Consider the following 16,239-nt stretch of genomic DNA (forward strand, 5'->3'; position numbering starts at 1 on the left):
CGGCGCCCGCCAAGCCCGACCGGCCGGCCGCCCAGCCGACCCCGGAGACGCCTGCGCCTGAGGACCTTTCCAAGCATCCCGGCGTCGTCGCCTCGCCGATGGTCGGCACCGCCTACCGGGCGCCGGAACCCGGCGCCGCCCCCTTCGTCGAGGTCGGCAGCAAGGTCAAGGCCGGGCAGACATTGCTCATCGTCGAGGCGATGAAGACCATGAACCCGATCCCCGCGCCGAAGGCCGGGACGGTCGCCGCGATCCTGATCACCGACGGTCACCCGGTCGAATATGGCGAGCCGCTCCTGATCATCGAGTAGCGGGCCTTTCCAGGTGGCGATGTTCGAAAAAATCCTGATCGCCAACCGCGGCGAGATCGCGCTCAGGATCCTGCGCGCCTGCAAGGAGCTGGGCGTCGCCGCGGTCGCCGTGCATTCCACCGCCGACGCCGACGCGATGCATGTGCGGCTTGCCGAGGAGAGCGTGTGCATCGGCCCGCCGCCGAGCAAGGACAGCTATCTGAACGTGCCGGCGCTGCTTGCCGCCTGCGAGATCACCGGCGCCGAGGCGGTCCATCCCGGCTACGGCTTCCTGGCGGAGAACGCGCGGTTCGCCGAGATCCTCGACGAGCACGGCATCGTCTTCATCGGCCCGAGCGCGGAGCATATCCGGCTGATGGGCGACAAGATCGAGGCCAAGAAGACGGCCAAGGCGCTCGGCATCCCGGTGGTGCCGGGCTCGGAAGGCGCGATTCGGTCGGACGAGGAGGCCCGCCGCATCGCCAAGGAGATCGGCTATCCGGTGCTGGTCAAGGCGGCCGCCGGCGGCGGCGGCAAGGGCATGAAGCTGGCCCGCTCGCCGGCCGAGCTGCCCGAGGCGCTTTCCGGCGCCCGCGCCGAGGCGAAAGCCGCCTTCGGCGACGACGCGCTTTATCTCGAGGCCTATCTCGCCAAGCCGCGGCACATCGAGTTCCAGGTGCTCGGCGACGGCCGCGGTAAGGCCATCCATCTCGGCGAGCGCGACTGCTCGGTGCAGCGGCGCCACCAGAAGATCTGGGAGGAGGCGCCCTCGCCTGCCCTCAACGCCGATGAACGCGCCAGGATCGGCGCGACCGTCGCAGCGGCGATGGCCAAGCTCGGCTATTGCGGCGCCGGCACCGTCGAGTTCCTCTATGAGGACGGCAAGTTCTATTTCATCGAGATGAACACGCGCATCCAGGTCGAGCACCCGGTGACCGAGATGATCACCGGCATCGACCTGGTCATCGAGCAGATCCGCATCGCCTCCGGCGCGCCCTTGTCGCTGACCCAGGAGGAGGTGCAGTTCAACGGCCACGCCATCGAGTGCCGCATCAACGCCGAGAACCCGGAGACGTTCCGCCCCTCGCCCGGCCGCATCCGCTATTTTCACGCTCCCGGCGGGCTCGGCGTCAGGGTCGATTCGGCGGTCTATCAGGGCTATGTCATCCCGCCCTATTACGACAGCCTGATCGGCAAGCTCATCGTCCACGGCAAGAACCGCAACGAATGCCTGATGCGCCTGCGCCGCAGCCTGGGGGAATGCGTCGTCGACGGCATCGACACCACGATCCCTCTATTGCAGCGGCTCGCCAACACGCCCGAGATGATCGACGGCCGCTACGACATCCACTGGCTGGAAAGGCTGCTGCGGGAGACCTGAGCAGCACGCCCCCGCGCAGCTTACATGCGCGGCCGGTTTCCGATAGCCTATTAGGGCGATGCAGCACGCAAGAGCAATGCGCGTTTGCGCCTTCGCCCTGCTGATCCTGGGCACGGCAACGATGCTTACCCGCGGGCAGCCGGCGGGCCCCGTGTTCGTGATCGACATCAAGGGCGCGATCGGCGTCGCGACGCAGCGGCAGTTGACGCGCGCCATCGAAACGACGCGGGCCGAGGGCGGCGAAGCGCTGATCATCCGCCTCGACACGCCCGGCGGGCTCGTCTCCGCGACCCGCGAAATGATCCAGGAAATGGTGGCGGCCCCGGTGCCGATCGTTGTCTATGTGGCGCCGAGCGGCGCGCGCGGCCTCCGCCGGCACCTTCCTGGTCTACGCTTCCCATGTGGCGGCCATGGCGCCGGGCACCAATCTCGGCGCGGCCACCCCGATCTCGATCGGCGTGCCGGGGCTTCCGGGACCGCAGCCAACCGACGACAAGGAGAAGGACAAGGACCAGCCGAGCGGGAGCGCGGCCGAACGCAAGGCGATGGAGGACGTGGTGGCGCTGTTGCGCAGCCTCGCCCAGCTTCGCGGGCGCAATGTCGAGTTCGCGGAAAAGGCGGTGCGCGAGGCGGCGACGCTGACCGCCGAGGATGCGCGCAAGGAAGGTGTGATCGAAGTGGTGGCGGCGAATCTGGACGAGCTGCTGGCGGCGATCGACGGCCGCACGGTCAAGGTCGGCGATGGCGAGCGCACGCTGGCCACCGAGGGCGCCGCCCATCGGGTGATCGAGCCGGACTGGCGCACCCGGCTGCTGGCGGTGATTTCCGATCCCAATGTCGCTTTCCTTTTGCTGCTGATCGGCTTTTACGGAATCATCCTTGAATTCTGGAATCCGGGGGCGCTCGTTCCGGGCACCGTCGGCGGCATCAGCCTTATCCTTGCGCTGATCGCGCTCTCCGCCCTGCCGGTGCACTATGGCGCGCTGGCCCTTCTGCTGCTTGGAATCGCGCTGATGATCGCGGAAGCGTTCGCGCCGGGAATCGGCATTCTCGGCGCCGGCGGGCTGGTCGCCTTCGTGGTCGGCGCGATCTTCCTGTTCGAAGGCACCGGCTGGGACATCGAGGTCGCCGTGTCGTGGCCGGTGGTCGCGGGCACCGCCGCCACGACCGCGGCGCTGATCTTCGGCGTCGTCGGCGCGGCGATGAAGGCCTACAAGCGGCCGCCGGGCACCGGGGCTGAGGAGATGATCGGAAGCCGCGCGGTGGTGATCCAATGGCGGGGCTCCAAGGGTCAGGTGCGGGTGCACGGCGAAATCTGGGCGGCCCGCGCCGACAAGCCGCTGAAACCGGAAAGCGTCGTCAAAGTCGTCGGCCGCGAAGGGCTGACCCTCATCGTCGAACCACAGGGGGTGGCCGAACCTTAGGAGGTACCCATGTTTGCCGATCTCATAGACTGGTCCGCATTACTGATCCCGGTCGTCGTAATCCTCGGCCTGATCGCCTATTCCATCCGAATCCTGCGCGAATATGAGCGCGCCGTGGTGTTCCTGCTCGGCCGGCTGTGGAAGGTGAAGGGGCCGGGCCTCATCATCGTCATCCCCATCATCCAGCAGGCGGTGCGCGTCGATCTGCGCACCCGCGTGCTCGACGTGCCGCCGCAGGACGTGATCTCGCGCGACAATGTCTCGGTGCAGGTCAACGCGGTGCTGTACTACCGGGTCATGGACCCGGAAAAGGCGATCATCCAGGTCGAGGAGTTCGAAGTCGCGACCAGCCAGCTCGCCCAGACCACCCTGCGCTCCGTGCTCGGCCAGCACGAGCTCGACGAAATGCTGGCCGAGCGCGACAAGCTCAATGCGGACATCCGGCAGATTCTCGACGACCAGAGCGATGCCTGGGGCATCAAGGTCTCGAACGTCGAGCTCAAGCATGTCGATCTCAACGAAATCATGGTGCGGGCGATCGCCAAGCAGGCCGAGGCCGAACGCATCCGGCGGGCCAAGATCATCGACGCGGAAGGCGAGCAGCAGGCCGCCGAAAAGCTGGCCCAGGCGGGCAAGATTCTGTCCGGCCAGCCGGAGGCGATGCAGCTGCGCTATCTCACCGCGCTGCAGAACATCGCCGGCGACCGCGCCACGACCATCGTCTTCCCGCTCCCGATCGATCTGTTCGAAAAGCTGCGGTCGGGCACGGGCGCCAAGTGAGGCCGCGCGCCCCGGCCTCGCCCGTCGAGACGGCACCGCTCCGCATCGCGATGCCTCATCCCCCTGGCGCCGGGCCCGGCCATGTGATTCCATGGCGCTTGAAATTGCTCTAATGTTTGCCGAGTGACCGCGCCCCGTGTAGACCGCCATGACCAGCGCCGCCAATTTTCTCATCGAGATCACCCCGCAGGTCCTGCTCAAGGCCTATGCCTGCGGCATCTTCCCGATGGCCGAGAGCGCCGAGGACCCGGCGCTCTACTGGATCGAGCCTGAGCGGCGCGGCGTCGTCCCCCTCGAGCGGGCGCACATCCCGCGCAGGCTTCAGCGGACGGTGCGCGCCGAGCGCTTCGAGATCCGCATCGACAGCGACTTCGATGCCGTCATCGGGGGCTGCGCGGCGCCCGGCCGCGGCCGGCGCAAGACTTGGATCAACCAGCGCATCCGCGCGCTTTACGCTTCCCTGTTCGAGCTCGGCCGCTGCCACACGGTGGAGGCCTGGCTTGACGGCCGCCTCGTTGGCGGGCTCTACGGCGTCACCCTCGGCGGCGCCTTTTTCGGCGAGAGCATGTTCCACCGCGAGCGCGATGCCAGCAAGGTGGCGCTGGTGTACCTGATCGCGCGCCTGAAGGCCGGCGGCTATTCCCTGCTCGACACCCAGTTCATGACCGAGCATCTGAAACAGTTCGGCGCCGAGGAGGTCAGCCGCCAGACCTATCACCGGATGCTCGAGGCGGCGCTGGAGCTTGACGGCGACTTCTATTGCCTGGACGCGGGGGCCTCCGGTGCCGCGGTCTTGCAGTCGGTCAGCCAGACGTCGAAGACCGGCTGCTCGACGGCGTGAAGGCCGGGGCTGTCGGCGAACATCCAGCCGGTGAAAATGCGCTTTTCCGACTTGTCGACGAGCACCTCGTCGACCTCGACGAAGGCCGAGGTGAAGGGCGGCTCGGTCGGCGGGCGGGTGTAGCACACCCGCGGCGTCACCTTGAGGGCGCCGAATTGGACCGTCTCGCCGATCGGGACCTCGAAAGCGGTCACCCGCGCGGTGATCTTGTCGAGGCCGGCGAAGACGGCGATGGGATTGGAAATCTTCTGCGCCGCCGCCGGCATGGGCGCGAGCGCCGCGTAGCAAGCGATCACGACCGTTGCCATAAGCGGGCCGATCGCCCTCACATCACCTCCCCCCTTGCGGGGGAGATCGGCCGGCGCAGGCTCGCCGGAGCCGGCCGGGAGGGGGGGTGATATGCGGGATCGCGCTCTGCCGGCGCGATACCCCCCTGCCCATCCCTCCCCCGCAAGGGGGGAGGGAGCGAAGAGATTGGATCGAAGGTGCCTCGTCATGGCTTGCGCGCCTCGACCCGCAGCCGCACATAGTCCGCGGTCCACGACCCCTCGCGGTCGCATAAGGAGGGGCGCAGGAGATCGACCACCTCCTCCAGCGCCTGGCTGCGCTCAGGCTCTTCAAACTGGTCGAAGAACGGCTTCCGGAACACCGTCAGCCAGGCCGCCATGCCGGTCGGAAGCCGCGTCGGCCGGGCAAACTGCTCGGTTCTCGCCACCGCGAAGCCGGCCGCTTCCAGCATCTCGGAATATTCTTCAGCCGTCGGGTAGAACCAGGGGAAGGCGAGGCCCAAGTCGCCGCCGCGGGCGCGGCCCACCGCCCGCATGGCGGTGACGATGGCGGCGATATTGTCGTGGCCGCCGAATTCGGCGACGAAGCGGCCTTGCGGCTTGAGCGCCCGGGCAACGCCGGCGACGACCTTCTCGGGCGGCAGGATCCAATGCAGCACGGCGTTGGAGAACACGGCGTCGAACTCGGCTTCGAAGGTCAGCGCGCGGGCGTCCATCCTCCGCGCATCGACGCCGCGCGCGCGGGCCGCCTCGACCATCTCCTGGCTGTCGTCGACGCCGATGACCTCGGCGCCGGCCGCCATCAGCTTGACCGTCAGGGCGCCGTCGCCGCAGCCGAGATCGAGGATGCGCTCGCCGGGACGGGCCGCGAGCCAGGCGAGCACGCCGGCGCCGAGATCGGAGACGAAGCGGGCATTGGCCTCGTAGCTCTCCGGCGACCAGGTCTGCGCCCGATCGGCCATGCTCATGGGTTGGAGCCTGACATCCGGGACCGGCGGAACAAGGCCGCCTCGGCTTTGCGAAATTCGGCCACCGCCTGCGTCTATTTGGGCTGCCAGGCGTCGTAGTCGCCGGTGACGCGCGGGCGCTTCTCCGGCGTCAGGATCGACCCCTTGGGGCGGTAGGCGCCCGCCGAACCGGTGAGATTCGCCCGGTGCGGCTTGAGCCAGGGGTGGTCGGGCAGGACCGCCTCGGTCGGCGGCGTATCGACCATGTGGTGCAGCCAGCCGTGCCACTCCGGCGGCACGGCGCTCGGATCGGCGAGCCCGCGATAGATGACCCAGCGGCGGTCGCCGCGGCGCTCGCGATAATAGACGTTGCCGAACTGGTCCTCGCCGACGCGCTCGCCCTTGCGCCAGGTGAAAAAGCGCGTGCCCATCGTTTGACTGTTCCACCAGGTGAGTAATTCGAGAATAAGCCGCTTCATGGGTTCGGCCCAACCTTGTCTGGCAAATCGGGCCGGACTATGGCCCCCCCATCCGGCCCTGTCCAGACCGTAATCCGCCGCTTTCCCGCGACCCGGTGTCCCGGCGGGGAGCGGGGAGCGTCGGCGGTCGACCCCATCATCGTCGTGCCCCGGATCGACCGGGGCACCCAGTAGCCTCCGCGTCAAGGCTCCGGCATAGGGGTTACTGGGTTGCCCGATCAAGTCGGGCAACGACAGAGGCGTTGGTGGCAAGAGCCGCAAATTCGCCTCATCCCTCCCCTTCGCGCGCGAGACCGGCGCGGACGGCGAGATGGCGCAGCTCGAAATCGGCGCGGCCGGCGCTTGTCCGGGACGACGAGGGGAGAGAGCGGCGCAATTCATGCGGCCGCTCACTTGATGCGGAAATGGTTGCGGATCGCAAGGAGCATGAGGAAGATCAGCACCGCCGAGATCAGCGTCTGACCGATGCCGGCGAAGGCGACCGCGTCCGGGATCGCCGGGGCCGGATTGTCGCCGGACACGACGCCGTAAAGGCAGGCATAGGCCTGGTTGAGCTTTTCCGGCGCCACGAAGCCCAACACAAGCAGCCCCTTCTTCGCCGAAAGCAGGATCGCGGCGGACAGCGGGTGGCCCTGGTCTCCGGCAAGGCAGGCGAGATCGGGCACGAGCCAATCGGGTTGGGGCGGCTTGCCGGGGACGGCTGCCGTCCAGCTCTTGAGGCTCGCCGAGAGCCAGCCGGCAACGCCCACCGGATAGGCGGGGTTGTGGGCGGCGAAGTGTTTTTCCAGATAGAGCCAGGCGAAGCCGCCCGTGGCGGCGCCCCACCACAGCAGCGGGCGGATGACCGAGCCGCCGAAATCGGAGAGCAGCTCGTAGAAGAAGCCGAACCAGAGCCGCCAGCTCAAGACGCGGTCCTCGCCGCCGCGCCGGGCGCGCAGCTCGCCCTTGAAGAACATCTGCTCGCGCTCATGGTCGTGGCCCTGGATGGCGAGGCGCTTCAACGCGCGATAGCGGGCCGAGAGGTCGCGCGCCTCCTCGACATCGGGCGTGAACACCCGCAGCATCGACCGCCAGAGGCTTCCCGGCTCGACCTTGGGGTCGAGCGTTACGAAGTCGAGCCGCGGCGCTTCCTCGAAATGGGCCTGAATGAAATCGGGCACTTGACGAAAATGCGCGCCGGCGAGCGAGAAGGCGGTCTCGCCGCGGACGGCGCCGAAACCCGCGTCCTTGGCAAAGTCCGCATTGTCGAAAGACGTGGCGCCTTCGAAATTGGCTTGAGCGAACGATGCGTGCCCGGAAAACTGCGCCTCCCTGAAACCCGCGTTCCCGGAGAACTTTGCCTCCTGGAATTCCGTCTTCCCCGAGAACTGCGCCTCGCTGAAATACGTGATCCCCTCAAATTTAGCGTCCCGGAATACCGCGTTCCTGGAGAACTGCGCCTGGTCAAAGCCCGCATGTCCGGAGAACCGCGCCTTGTAGAAATACGCGACCCCAGAGAACTGCGTCCGAATAAATTCCGCTTCTCCGGCAAACTGCGCCTGCCTGAACCCCGCGTTCCCGGAGAACTTTGCGTTGTCGAATCGTCCGGCCTCGATGAACATCGTCCTGACGAACGATGTGTTCCCGGAGAACCGCGCGTCGCCGAACGCCGCTTCCCCGGAGAATTCCGCGCCCTCGAACGACGCGTCCCCGGAGAACCGCGCCGTGTGGAAAATCGCACTTACGGGAAACTGCGCTCTGTTAAAGATGGCACGCCCGGAAAATTGCGCGTCGCTGAACGACACGCCCCCGGAGAACCGCGCCCCGTCGAAGTGTGCATGCAACGGGAACATGAAGCCCGAAAAGTCGGTCTCTTCACCGAAACCATGGCCTGAAAAGTCGGCGCGCGCCGCGGCCAGCCAAAGACGTTGCAACTCAAAATTTTCTTTTTCACTTGAGCGAGCCCCTTCTTCCTCCGAGCCCCACACACCCGCCCTTTCGATCTCCGATCTGCTGGCGAGCATGGCCTCGGCCCAGGCGTTCCAGGCCACGCGGCCTTCTTTATGACGCTCAATGCAGGCCTTCTTCCGGGCTTCCCGGAATTCCGCGTCCTTGTCGTCCCGCTTGACGCCCTTCAGCCAGCGATTGAGCCGCAACAGGTCGTTCCGCCACGCCTTGGCGTCGAACCTCGGTCCCTCGTTGTTGCTGGCGTCGTTCACGGGCAGCGCCCTGTTGGGTACTTGCGAGTGCCAAGCAAGCGTGACCAACAAGCGGGAAGAGATCAACCACGATCTCTCAGGCCGCGCGTCGCCGCTTGGAACCCGCCCGCGCCGCCCTGCTCCGGCCCGCCGGCCGCGCCGCCCACCGTCCTTTCATCCCGCTATTTGACAGCCCCACCCCGCGCAATTTAATCAAACGATTGATTAAATACCTGACGGCGTGCCGGAGGCTGATGGCTGGCCAGCCGCAAGCGGCTGCGGCGAAGGGCGGTAAGGCCCCGGCGAAGGCCGGCATGGACGCCGGGCAAGCGGCGACCAGGACGCGGACAGATCGGGAATTCCCGGCAAAGCGCGGCCGGCCCGGCGAGAGGGCCGAACCGTCTTGACGCGACCTCGCCCCGGGGACGCCGGGAAGACTTGCCCTCGATCAAGGACAAGGCCGCCGGTCGGCTGGCCGAACTGCTCGGCGATCGTCATGATCTGGAAGTCCTTGAGACCAACTTTGCGATCGCACCGGACATGTTCGGCAAGCGCAAGGAGCTGCTCACGGTTCTTGGCCTGATCGAATGGCAGCGCGCGATGTTGGAGGCGGACGCCTTCAGGCTCGGCCGCAGACTTTTCGCCCATCGGCCGTCCGCCTTTGCGCGCGCGTGGCAAATCTATTGGGACGTCTGGAAAAACAGGCAATAACGGCAAAAAGGATCGCATAAGGAATCAGGATGCAGTCGAACGCCAGCGGTCCGACGGTGCGTCACGGCGCCATTGGAACGGTGCAATCGCGGCTGGCCGACATCAGCGTTAATGATCCGTTCACTGTCGCGCGCATTTTGCACCGCGGCTTAAGAATGTTTTTCACCGCTGAAGGAATAGTGTTCCGGGTTATCTGAAGTGCATCCGTGCATTGGCCTGCAGGCGAGCAAGGAAGCATGGATATGAAACCGTCGTTTCTCCGTTTCGCCCGCGATGCGTCTGGCGCCACGTCGATCGAATATGCTCTCATTGCGAGCAGCATAAGTATCCTGATCATTGCCGCCGTGGGCTCGATCGGGATCAAGCTCGATGCGATCTTCGTCCAGATCGAATCGCTGATCCCCTGAGGCCGGCTCGCGGTCGGAGCCGCCGGCCCGAGCCGCCCGCACGATGCTTGACGGATGTCGGGCCCGGCTCGGTGCGAAACCGGACCACGTTGTACGCCGTCATGGCCATCTCCCCAGTGAGTGGCGTGAAAATGCCAAGCCCATTCTATCAGCTTGTGCCGATCTTGCATGGGGAACCCGGACGCCGGTCTTGTCGTTGTTACCCGATTAAGCACGGTACGCTCTGGCGAGCGGGAACATTGGCGGCTCGGATGGCCCCATGATATAAGTTTGGCAAATGCGGGAAATTCTCGAGGCCCTGTTGGGCGACGTCAATATTGCAGGCTACCACATCCCCGTGGTCGTGCTTCTGGCGGTGGGATTCTTCCTTCTCGGGGTCTATCTCCGCAGCCTGTGGCCGGCCATGATCGGCGCCCTGATTATCCTTATAATTTATATCCTTATTCCGGCGGCCACCCTCTAGAGCGGTTCATGGTTATAGGGCCTCCGCCCTCCGCCAGGTCGGTCAAGAGGTCCGCCGGGGCCTGATCCGCGCCGCGGGCCAATGGAACCCGCCCAATCCGGTCCCACGCCCGACCCACTCGGATCGACCGCCTCTTGCGCTCGGATCGGGCTCGACGAAGCCCGCAGGTCCTGGACTCAAGATGCCGCCTGCCGGTTGGCGCCAAGCTGCGCGTCCACCAGGGCGACGGTGTCGTCGACGACCTTGTTTTGCATCCCCCTCTGCGCGCCGATCAACTGCACCAGCCGGTCGACGCGCTCGATGTTCGGCGCGCCGGCATAGAGCGCCCGGGCCGCCGAGGACGGCCGCACCAGGACCTTGGCGGCGGCGGCATACTTCTCGAACGGCACCAGATCGTCCGCCGAGGCGCCAAGCCCGATACACAGATCCCGCACCCAGCTGTAGACCGCGCGCGATGCTTCGAGGTCGGAGTGAACCGCCTCGTTGATGGAGCGCGGGCCCTCGGCCGTGACGCAGCGATAGTTCCCCGTCAGCAGCATCGCCCACTTGGCCAGCGGCACGAACACCGAATCGTGCACCTTCAGCTTCACCGGCAGTTCCATCGGGCCGTCGCCGGCGTCGTAGCGCGCCGCCTCGATGTCCGCCTGCAGGTTGCGCAACATGGCGGTGTGTTCGTCGGAGTCGAAGCGGGCGGCCTTGAAATTGGTGGGCAGCGTGACCTGCAGCACGTTCACCTTTTCCTGCGGCGGCCGGAAGGCCTGCGGATCGGGGCTGCACAAGGTCATCAGGGCCGGATCGAAATTGTCCCAGACGCTCGCGTCGGTGTAGGCGGCTCTCAGCTTGTCCGTCGCCAGCCCCGGAATGCGCTTGAGAAACGCCAGCGGCGGCATGTTCATGATCGACATGCAGGGCACCCGGGCCCGCGCCACCTTGTCCATCAGCTCGCGAATGCCGGGGGCGCGGTATTGCGGTTCCTGCATGGCCAGGCAGACGAGATCATAGTCGGCAGGGTCGACGGCGTCGGTCCCGGCCGCGGATAGGCTGCCCGGAAGCTTGCGCGAGTCAAGTTCGACCGGTTCGTCTCTGCCCTTCACGGGCAGGCGCACGCGCGCGCCCTCGCTGTTGATCAGCTTCGCCTCCTCCGGCAGACAGACGAGCTTCACCTTGTGGCCGCCGAACAACAGCTTGATCGCCAGCAACGAGCCGTAGGACGCACCCAGAATCAGGATGCTGTATTGGGCCATGACGTATGTCCTCCCGTGTTGCCGCTGCGGTGTCGCAGCACTCTTCGGACTTGCATAAACCATCGTGTCCGGCGGTCACAAGGCCGCGCTGCGCTCAAATGATTTTCCCAATCGAAGAAAGAGTCCGTGAGCGGCCGAAACGGCAGGTCCCGGCAATCGCCCTAGCCCAAAGGCGTCACGCCGCCGGCGCCGATCAGGGCGTCGACCGGATTGCCGGCCTGAGGGCCTTTGGCGCTGGCCGGTTTAAGGCCGAGATCGGCGACCCATTGCTGCCGCGCCGCCGCGGCCTCGCACATGACGGGCTCAAGCCCGATCGCCCGCACGGTCTCGGCCGCGCAGCGCATCTCCTCGGCCCGGCGGGCGCCATGAGCCAGCACCCGGCCGAGCATGTAGGTGCTCCGCTCCGGCCAATTCAAGCCCGGCAGGGTCTGGTCGAGCGAGGCCGTGACCCGATCCTCGATCCCGTAGGCGCGGGCCGTCACCAGGCATTCGACCGTCAATGCCTCCAGCCCCTTCAAGACGATGCTGCGGCACATCTTGATCGCCGACGCAACGCCGATGTCGGGACCCACCACCTCGATCTCCATGCCCAACGGTTTGAGCCTCTCCGCGAGCGGCGCGGTCGCGGCGCCCGCAAACAGCATCGGCACCGTATGGCCGAAGGAGCCGACCGGGCTCATCACCGCGCCTTCCACGTAGCTGCCGCCGGCGGCCTCGATGGCCGCGGCGCAGGCCCGCTTCTGCTTGGGCGAAATGGAGTTCAGGTCGAGAAAGACTTGGCCCCGGCCGATGAATCCCGCCGCCTCTTGCGCGACCGCCACGGCCGCGGCCGCCGTCACCGTCGAGACGATGACGTCCGCCTCCGCGGCCGCATCCTTGGCGCACGCCGCGGCTTCGACGCCGAGGGCTTTCGCCCGCGCCATGAGTTCCGCGCCCTCAGCGCCGTCGAAGCGCAGGTCGTAGGCGGCCACGCGCCCTGCGCCGGCCTTGACCAGGCCGCCGCCGAGCGCCTGCCCGGCCTCGCTGAAGCCGATGAAGGCGAACGTCAAGGGCGAAGCCGTGGTCGTCGTCGATGAAGTCATCTCCTTGTCGCCGTATCTTTCGCGCGCTCAGGACTCTTCGAGGTCCTTGAGGCTCTCCACATAGGTGAGCCCGGCCGCTTCGAGCCGCGCGCGCATGTCGTAGATGTCGAGGCTGATTTCGCCGGCCATGAGCCGCCGGCGGGTCTCGGCTTCCTTCACCTCGCGTGCCCGGCCCGCCTTGACGACGGCCTCGGCCTTGGTTCGCGGAACCACGCAGACGCCGTCGTCGTCGGCGACGATCGCGTCGCCGGGATTGACGGCGGCGCCGGCACAGACGATGGGCACGTTGACGGCGCCCGCGGTGGCCTTGACCGTCCCCTGGGCCGAGACCGCCCGCGACCACACCGGAAAGCCGAGCTCGCGCAGTGGCCCCACGTCGCGGCAGCCGACGTCGAGCACGACGCCGACCACGCCGCGGGCCTTGAGCGCGGTGCCGATCAGCTCGCCGAACATGCCGTCGGTACAGGCCGAGGTCACGCCCACGACCAGCATGTCCCCCTCGCGGGCAAGCTCGACGGCGACGTGAATCATCCAGTTGTCGCCGGGCGTGGCGAGCACGGTTATGGCGCTGCCCGATGCCTTGCAGCCGGGATAGATGGGCCGCACATAAGGTTGCATCAGGCCGGTGCGGCCTTGCGCTTCGTGCACGGTGGCCACGCCCAATTCACCGAGCGCCCGGATGGTTTCCGGCTTTGCCCGGTCGATCCTGCGAATGGCGACGGTCCTCATACGAACTCCTCCCCGACGTGAGGCAGGATTCGCATATAGGCTTCGCCATAGGTCATGTCCCTGCCCGAATTGCGTTTGCCGTGCACGCCGCGCTGCTGGGCGACGCGGGTGTAATACTCCCACAGGTGCTCCTGCGCGGCCATGCATTCGAAGGCCTTGCGCTTGAGCTCCCACACCTCGGTGATGTCGAGGATGAGGTGCGGCTTCCAGTTGCATTGCTCGGTCTGGTGCGGCTCGAACAGGTAGATGCCCGGCGCGCCGATGGGCTTTTCCGGATAGTTGTGGCCGTGCGCCTGGGCGACGACGCGCGCCTCCTGGGTGGCGTGCGCGGTCAGCGGATGATCGAAATTGTAAGGATCCTCCAGCGAATGGGTCAGAACCCATTCCGGGCGCAACTCGCGGAACTCGCCGGCAAGCCGGGCGATGGTTTCGTCGGAGATGCGCATCGGGTAGTCGCCAATGTCGTAGAACACGATCTCGGCGCCGAGGACATCGGCGGCGCGCTTGGCCTCCTCGGCGCGGGCTTTCTTGACCTTCTCCAGGGTCATCCCGTCCTGCCGCCACATCTTGGCCGACTCGCCCCGCTCGCCAAAGGAGAGGCAGACAACCCGAACCTGCCAGCCGCGCTTGGCGTAGAGCGCCACCGCGCCGCCCGCCCGCCAGACGAAGTCGGCCGAGTGGGCGCTGACGACGAGACCGGTCTTGCCGCTCGGCGCCGCCATTCAGTCCGCCGCGATTGCTTGCGTCTCGGCCCGCGCCGGCATGTCCAACTCGCCGTCGAAGACGCGGGCCGGAACCAGGACATGGCCCTCGAACAGCCGCCGGGCCGTCCGCAGCAGGCCGGCGGAGACGACCTCCGTCCGCCTTTCCTCGCCGGTCCGGGTGCCGAGTTCGACCGTGAACTCGCCGCTCGGGTGCTCGACCGAGATCTTTTTGCGCGCGCCGTCGGGAACCTGCGCGACGCCGTCCGCGACCGACCCATCGAGCACGCAGGCGGTCGCCACCGAGACGGCGCCGAGCACGCCGATCGCCGCGTGACAGACATGCGGGATGAAGGTCCGGGTCGCCACCGCACCGCCTTTTTGCGGCGGCGCGATGAGGCTCATCTTCGGCACCACCTTGTCCGCCACGTTGCCGAGGCCCATCATCGGGCCAGCCTTGAGCCGGATCGCCTCCAGCCGCGCCTTGAGTTCCTCGTCCGCGTTCAGCGCTTCCCGGCTCTCATAGCCGGTCCGCCCCATTGCGCGGGCCTTGAGCAGAACCACCGGCATGCCGTTGTCGATGCAGGTCGCCTGAACGCCGTCGATCTCGTCGCGCGCGCGGCCCGTCGGCAGCAGCGCCCCGCACGTGGCGCCCGCCGTATCGAGAAAATTGAGCAGGATCGGCGCCGCGGTCCCGGGCGCGCCGTCGATCCGCGCCTCGCCGTCATAGGTCACGGTTCCGCCCGGCGTCCGGATCACCGCCTCGCACAGGCTGCCGCTGTTGACCATGTGGATGCGGACCCGCGTCTCCGGATCGCCGGCGGCAATCAGGCCCTGCTCGATGGCGAACGGCCCGACGCCGGCCAGCATGTTGCCGCAGTTGGGCGAGACGTCGACCATGGGCTCGCCGACCACAACTTGAGCGAAGAGATAGTCGACGTCGGCATCCTCCCGCTCGGACGGCGAGACGATGGCCACCTTGCTGGTCAATGGATCGGCGCCGCCGATGCCGTCGATCTGGCGGCGGTCGGGCGATCCCATCACGGCAAGCAGAACGCGGTCCCGAAGCGCCCGGTCGGCGGGCAGGTCCTCGGCCAGGAAATAGGGTCCCTTCGAGGTGCCGCCCCGCATTATCACGCAGGGGATCTTCGTCTGGGGCCGTGCATCCATCTACCGGTTCCGTTTGGCGGCGAGAAAGCTAGTGGTATACATGACGGCCTATGGGACGGGAAGCCGCTTCGCGGCGGCGCCGGCCGGTGACAGGGAGGCTCGCCATGCCTAGAGGAGTGGTCGATTTCGAGGCCTTGCGCAGCAAGGAGATAGAGAAGCTGCGGCAGACGCAACTCCCGCAAGGGCTGCCCTTCAGGATCGCCAAGATCGGCCATGTCGTTCTCATGGTTTCCGACCTCGATCGGTCGGTGCGGTTCTACACCCAGGTTCTCGGCTTCAGGATCTCCGACGTCTATCCCGACAGCATGATGCCAGGACGGATGGTCTTCATGCGCTGCAACGCCGATCACCACGGCGTGGCGCTCATCGGCGCCGCGGCCGGAACCTCGAACAACCACGAGCTTCACCATCTGGCGTTCGAGGTCGCCACGCTCGACGAGGTCTTGAGGGCGCGCGAGCACCTGAAGGCGCACAAGGTGCCGATCGATTTCGAGGGCCGGCGCCGCGCCGGCGCGCAGATTGCGGTCGAGTTCCGCGACCCGGACAATCACCGCCTCGAGATCTATTGGGGGCTCGATCAGGTGGGCAGCGACGAGCGCGCGCGGCCGCCGGAGGAGTGGCGCGAGGAATTCTCGATCGAAGCGGCCATCGACAACCCGCCGCCGGGCCAGGACACGAGCCTGCACGATCCTTCGCTGCGGCGGGGCTGAGCGCGGCCTGCGCGTTCGGCGGGGAGCTGGACACGCCGTCTCGGCCGGCCGAACAAGACCGCATCCCACCGGTTATTCAGGCGGCGCGGATAGGCTTCGGTGTCTTGCCACTTGCACTTGAGAGTGCCGTCATCCGGTTTGGGCATTCCCCGTGATCGGGGGCAATATCTTCCGGCCTGGGGCTGGGGGGCCCTACCGTGAACGTGGCTGTTGGGCTAGAGCGGTTCATGGTTATAGGGAACCATTTGAACGGGATGTTTTTGCGCCGTGGCCACGCGCGGCTCGCCGGGCGATGCGGTGCATCGGCCAACAGCCGCAACACCGCCACGGCGCAAAAGAACCCGGCCTTCGGTGGGCCAAATCGGCCCACCGGGTTCGTTGCCGCGCTCGCCCGATATCCCGTATCGCGCGTCGCG

At 67.0% G+C, this 16,239-nt stretch carries 18 protein-coding genes and 1 pseudogene; 10 read left to right on the forward strand and 9 right to left on the reverse strand.

Features of this window, described 5'->3' with window-relative positions; genetic code table 11:
* From accB to aat, 5 genes are all read left to right on the forward strand, one after another.
* Nucleotides 1-311: acetyl-CoA carboxylase biotin carboxyl carrier protein (gene accB, locus Q8P46_07965; protein ID MDP2620098.1), on the forward strand; the 311-nt coding region annotated here is incomplete at its 5' end.
* 19 nt (nt 312-330) lie between these two features.
* Nucleotides 331-1,671, forward strand: coding sequence for an acetyl-CoA carboxylase biotin carboxylase subunit (gene accC / locus Q8P46_07970; GenBank protein MDP2620099.1), 1,341 nt, complete (start codon nt 331-333; stop codon nt 1,669-1,671).
* Between the two features lie 341 nt (nt 1,672-2,012).
* Entirely contained in the window at nt 2,013-3,095 is a 1,083-nt protein-coding gene (locus Q8P46_07975) for a nodulation protein NfeD (GenBank protein MDP2620100.1), read from the forward strand.
* 9 nt (nt 3,096-3,104) lie between these two features.
* Nucleotides 3,105-3,875 carry a slipin family protein gene (locus Q8P46_07980; protein MDP2620101.1) on the forward strand — a complete coding sequence of 257 codons (771 nt, stop codon included), beginning with the start codon at nt 3,105-3,107 and terminating at the stop codon, nt 3,873-3,875.
* 148 nt (nt 3,876-4,023) lie between these two features.
* Entirely contained in the window at nt 4,024-4,716 is a 693-nt protein-coding gene (gene aat / locus Q8P46_07985) for a leucyl/phenylalanyl-tRNA--protein transferase (GenBank protein MDP2620102.1), read from the forward strand.
* Here aat and Q8P46_07990 read toward each other — a convergent pair.
* From Q8P46_07990 to Q8P46_08005, 4 genes and pseudogenes are all read right to left on the reverse strand, one after another.
* A pseudogene (locus Q8P46_07990) lies at nt 4,668-5,024 on the reverse strand (DUF2155 domain-containing protein). The gene aat and the pseudogene Q8P46_07990 sit on opposite strands and share 49 nt — an antisense overlap.
* A 185-nt stretch (nt 5,025-5,209) precedes the next feature.
* A complete protein-coding gene (locus Q8P46_07995) occupies nt 5,210-5,971 on the reverse strand; it encodes a class I SAM-dependent methyltransferase (GenBank protein MDP2620103.1) in 762 nt (253 codons plus the stop codon).
* Between the two features lie 74 nt (nt 5,972-6,045).
* Complete coding sequence (locus tag Q8P46_08000) at nt 6,046-6,429, reverse strand: NADH:ubiquinone oxidoreductase subunit NDUFA12 (GenBank protein ID MDP2620104.1); 384 nt, start codon at nt 6,427-6,429, stop codon at nt 6,046-6,048.
* A gap of 389 nt (nt 6,430-6,818) precedes the next feature.
* Complete coding sequence (locus tag Q8P46_08005) at nt 6,819-8,627, reverse strand: pentapeptide repeat-containing protein (protein ID MDP2620105.1); 1,809 nt, start codon at nt 8,625-8,627, stop codon at nt 6,819-6,821.
* A 417-nt stretch (nt 8,628-9,044) separates the two neighbouring features.
* Here Q8P46_08005 and Q8P46_08010 point away from each other — a divergent pair, with 417 nt between their 5' ends.
* The 4 genes from Q8P46_08010 to Q8P46_08025 all read left to right on the forward strand — a co-directional run bounded on the left by Q8P46_08010 (nt 9,045) and on the right by Q8P46_08025 (nt 10,187).
* A complete protein-coding gene (locus Q8P46_08010; protein MDP2620106.1) occupies nt 9,045-9,317 on the forward strand; it encodes a hypothetical protein in 273 nt (90 codons plus the stop codon).
* Between the two features lie 29 nt (nt 9,318-9,346).
* Nucleotides 9,347-9,514, forward strand: coding sequence for a hypothetical protein (locus Q8P46_08015; GenBank protein ID MDP2620107.1), 168 nt, complete (start codon nt 9,347-9,349; stop codon nt 9,512-9,514).
* Between the two features lie 45 nt (nt 9,515-9,559).
* Complete coding sequence (locus Q8P46_08020) at nt 9,560-9,724, forward strand: Flp family type IVb pilin (GenBank protein ID MDP2620108.1); 165 nt, start codon at nt 9,560-9,562, stop codon at nt 9,722-9,724.
* A 277-nt stretch (nt 9,725-10,001) separates the two neighbouring features.
* On the forward strand, nt 10,002-10,187 hold the full coding sequence (locus tag Q8P46_08025; GenBank protein ID MDP2620109.1) for a hypothetical protein: 186 nt from the start codon (nt 10,002-10,004) through the stop codon (nt 10,185-10,187).
* A 176-nt stretch (nt 10,188-10,363) separates the two neighbouring features.
* On the opposite strand, the gene Q8P46_08030 is transcribed toward Q8P46_08025, so the two are convergent.
* The 5 genes from Q8P46_08030 to Q8P46_08050 all read right to left on the reverse strand — a co-directional run bounded on the left by Q8P46_08030 (nt 10,364) and on the right by Q8P46_08050 (nt 15,113).
* Nucleotides 10,364-11,431, reverse strand: a complete 1,068-nt coding sequence (locus Q8P46_08030; GenBank protein ID MDP2620110.1) for a hypothetical protein — start codon at nt 11,429-11,431, stop codon at nt 10,364-10,366.
* A gap of 161 nt (nt 11,432-11,592) precedes the next feature.
* Nucleotides 11,593-12,513: a DUF1932 domain-containing protein gene (locus Q8P46_08035; GenBank protein ID MDP2620111.1), complete on the reverse strand. Its 921-nt coding sequence runs from the start codon at nt 12,511-12,513 to the stop codon at nt 11,593-11,595.
* Between the two features lie 27 nt (nt 12,514-12,540).
* Nucleotides 12,541-13,242 (reverse strand): 4-carboxy-4-hydroxy-2-oxoadipate aldolase/oxaloacetate decarboxylase, encoded by a 702-nt coding sequence (locus Q8P46_08040; GenBank protein MDP2620112.1) that lies wholly within the window; start codon nt 13,240-13,242, stop codon nt 12,541-12,543.
* Nucleotides 13,239-13,964 (reverse strand): PIG-L deacetylase family protein, encoded by a 726-nt coding sequence (locus Q8P46_08045; protein ID MDP2620113.1) that lies wholly within the window; start codon nt 13,962-13,964, stop codon nt 13,239-13,241. Before Q8P46_08045 ends, Q8P46_08040 begins: the two co-directional genes overlap by 4 nt.
* Nucleotides 13,965-15,113, reverse strand: a complete 1,149-nt coding sequence (locus Q8P46_08050) for a 4-oxalomesaconate tautomerase (protein MDP2620114.1) — start codon at nt 15,111-15,113, stop codon at nt 13,965-13,967.
* Between the two features lie 104 nt (nt 15,114-15,217).
* On the opposite strand from Q8P46_08050, the gene Q8P46_08055 reads away from it, so the two are divergent.
* A complete protein-coding gene (locus Q8P46_08055; protein ID MDP2620115.1) occupies nt 15,218-15,823 on the forward strand; it encodes a VOC family protein in 606 nt (201 codons plus the stop codon).
* Nucleotides 15,824-16,239 lie beyond the last annotated feature (416 nt).

This window comes from Hyphomicrobiales bacterium (assembly GCA_030688605.1).
Classification (GTDB): Bacteria; Pseudomonadota; Alphaproteobacteria; order Rhizobiales; family NORP267; genus JAUYJB01.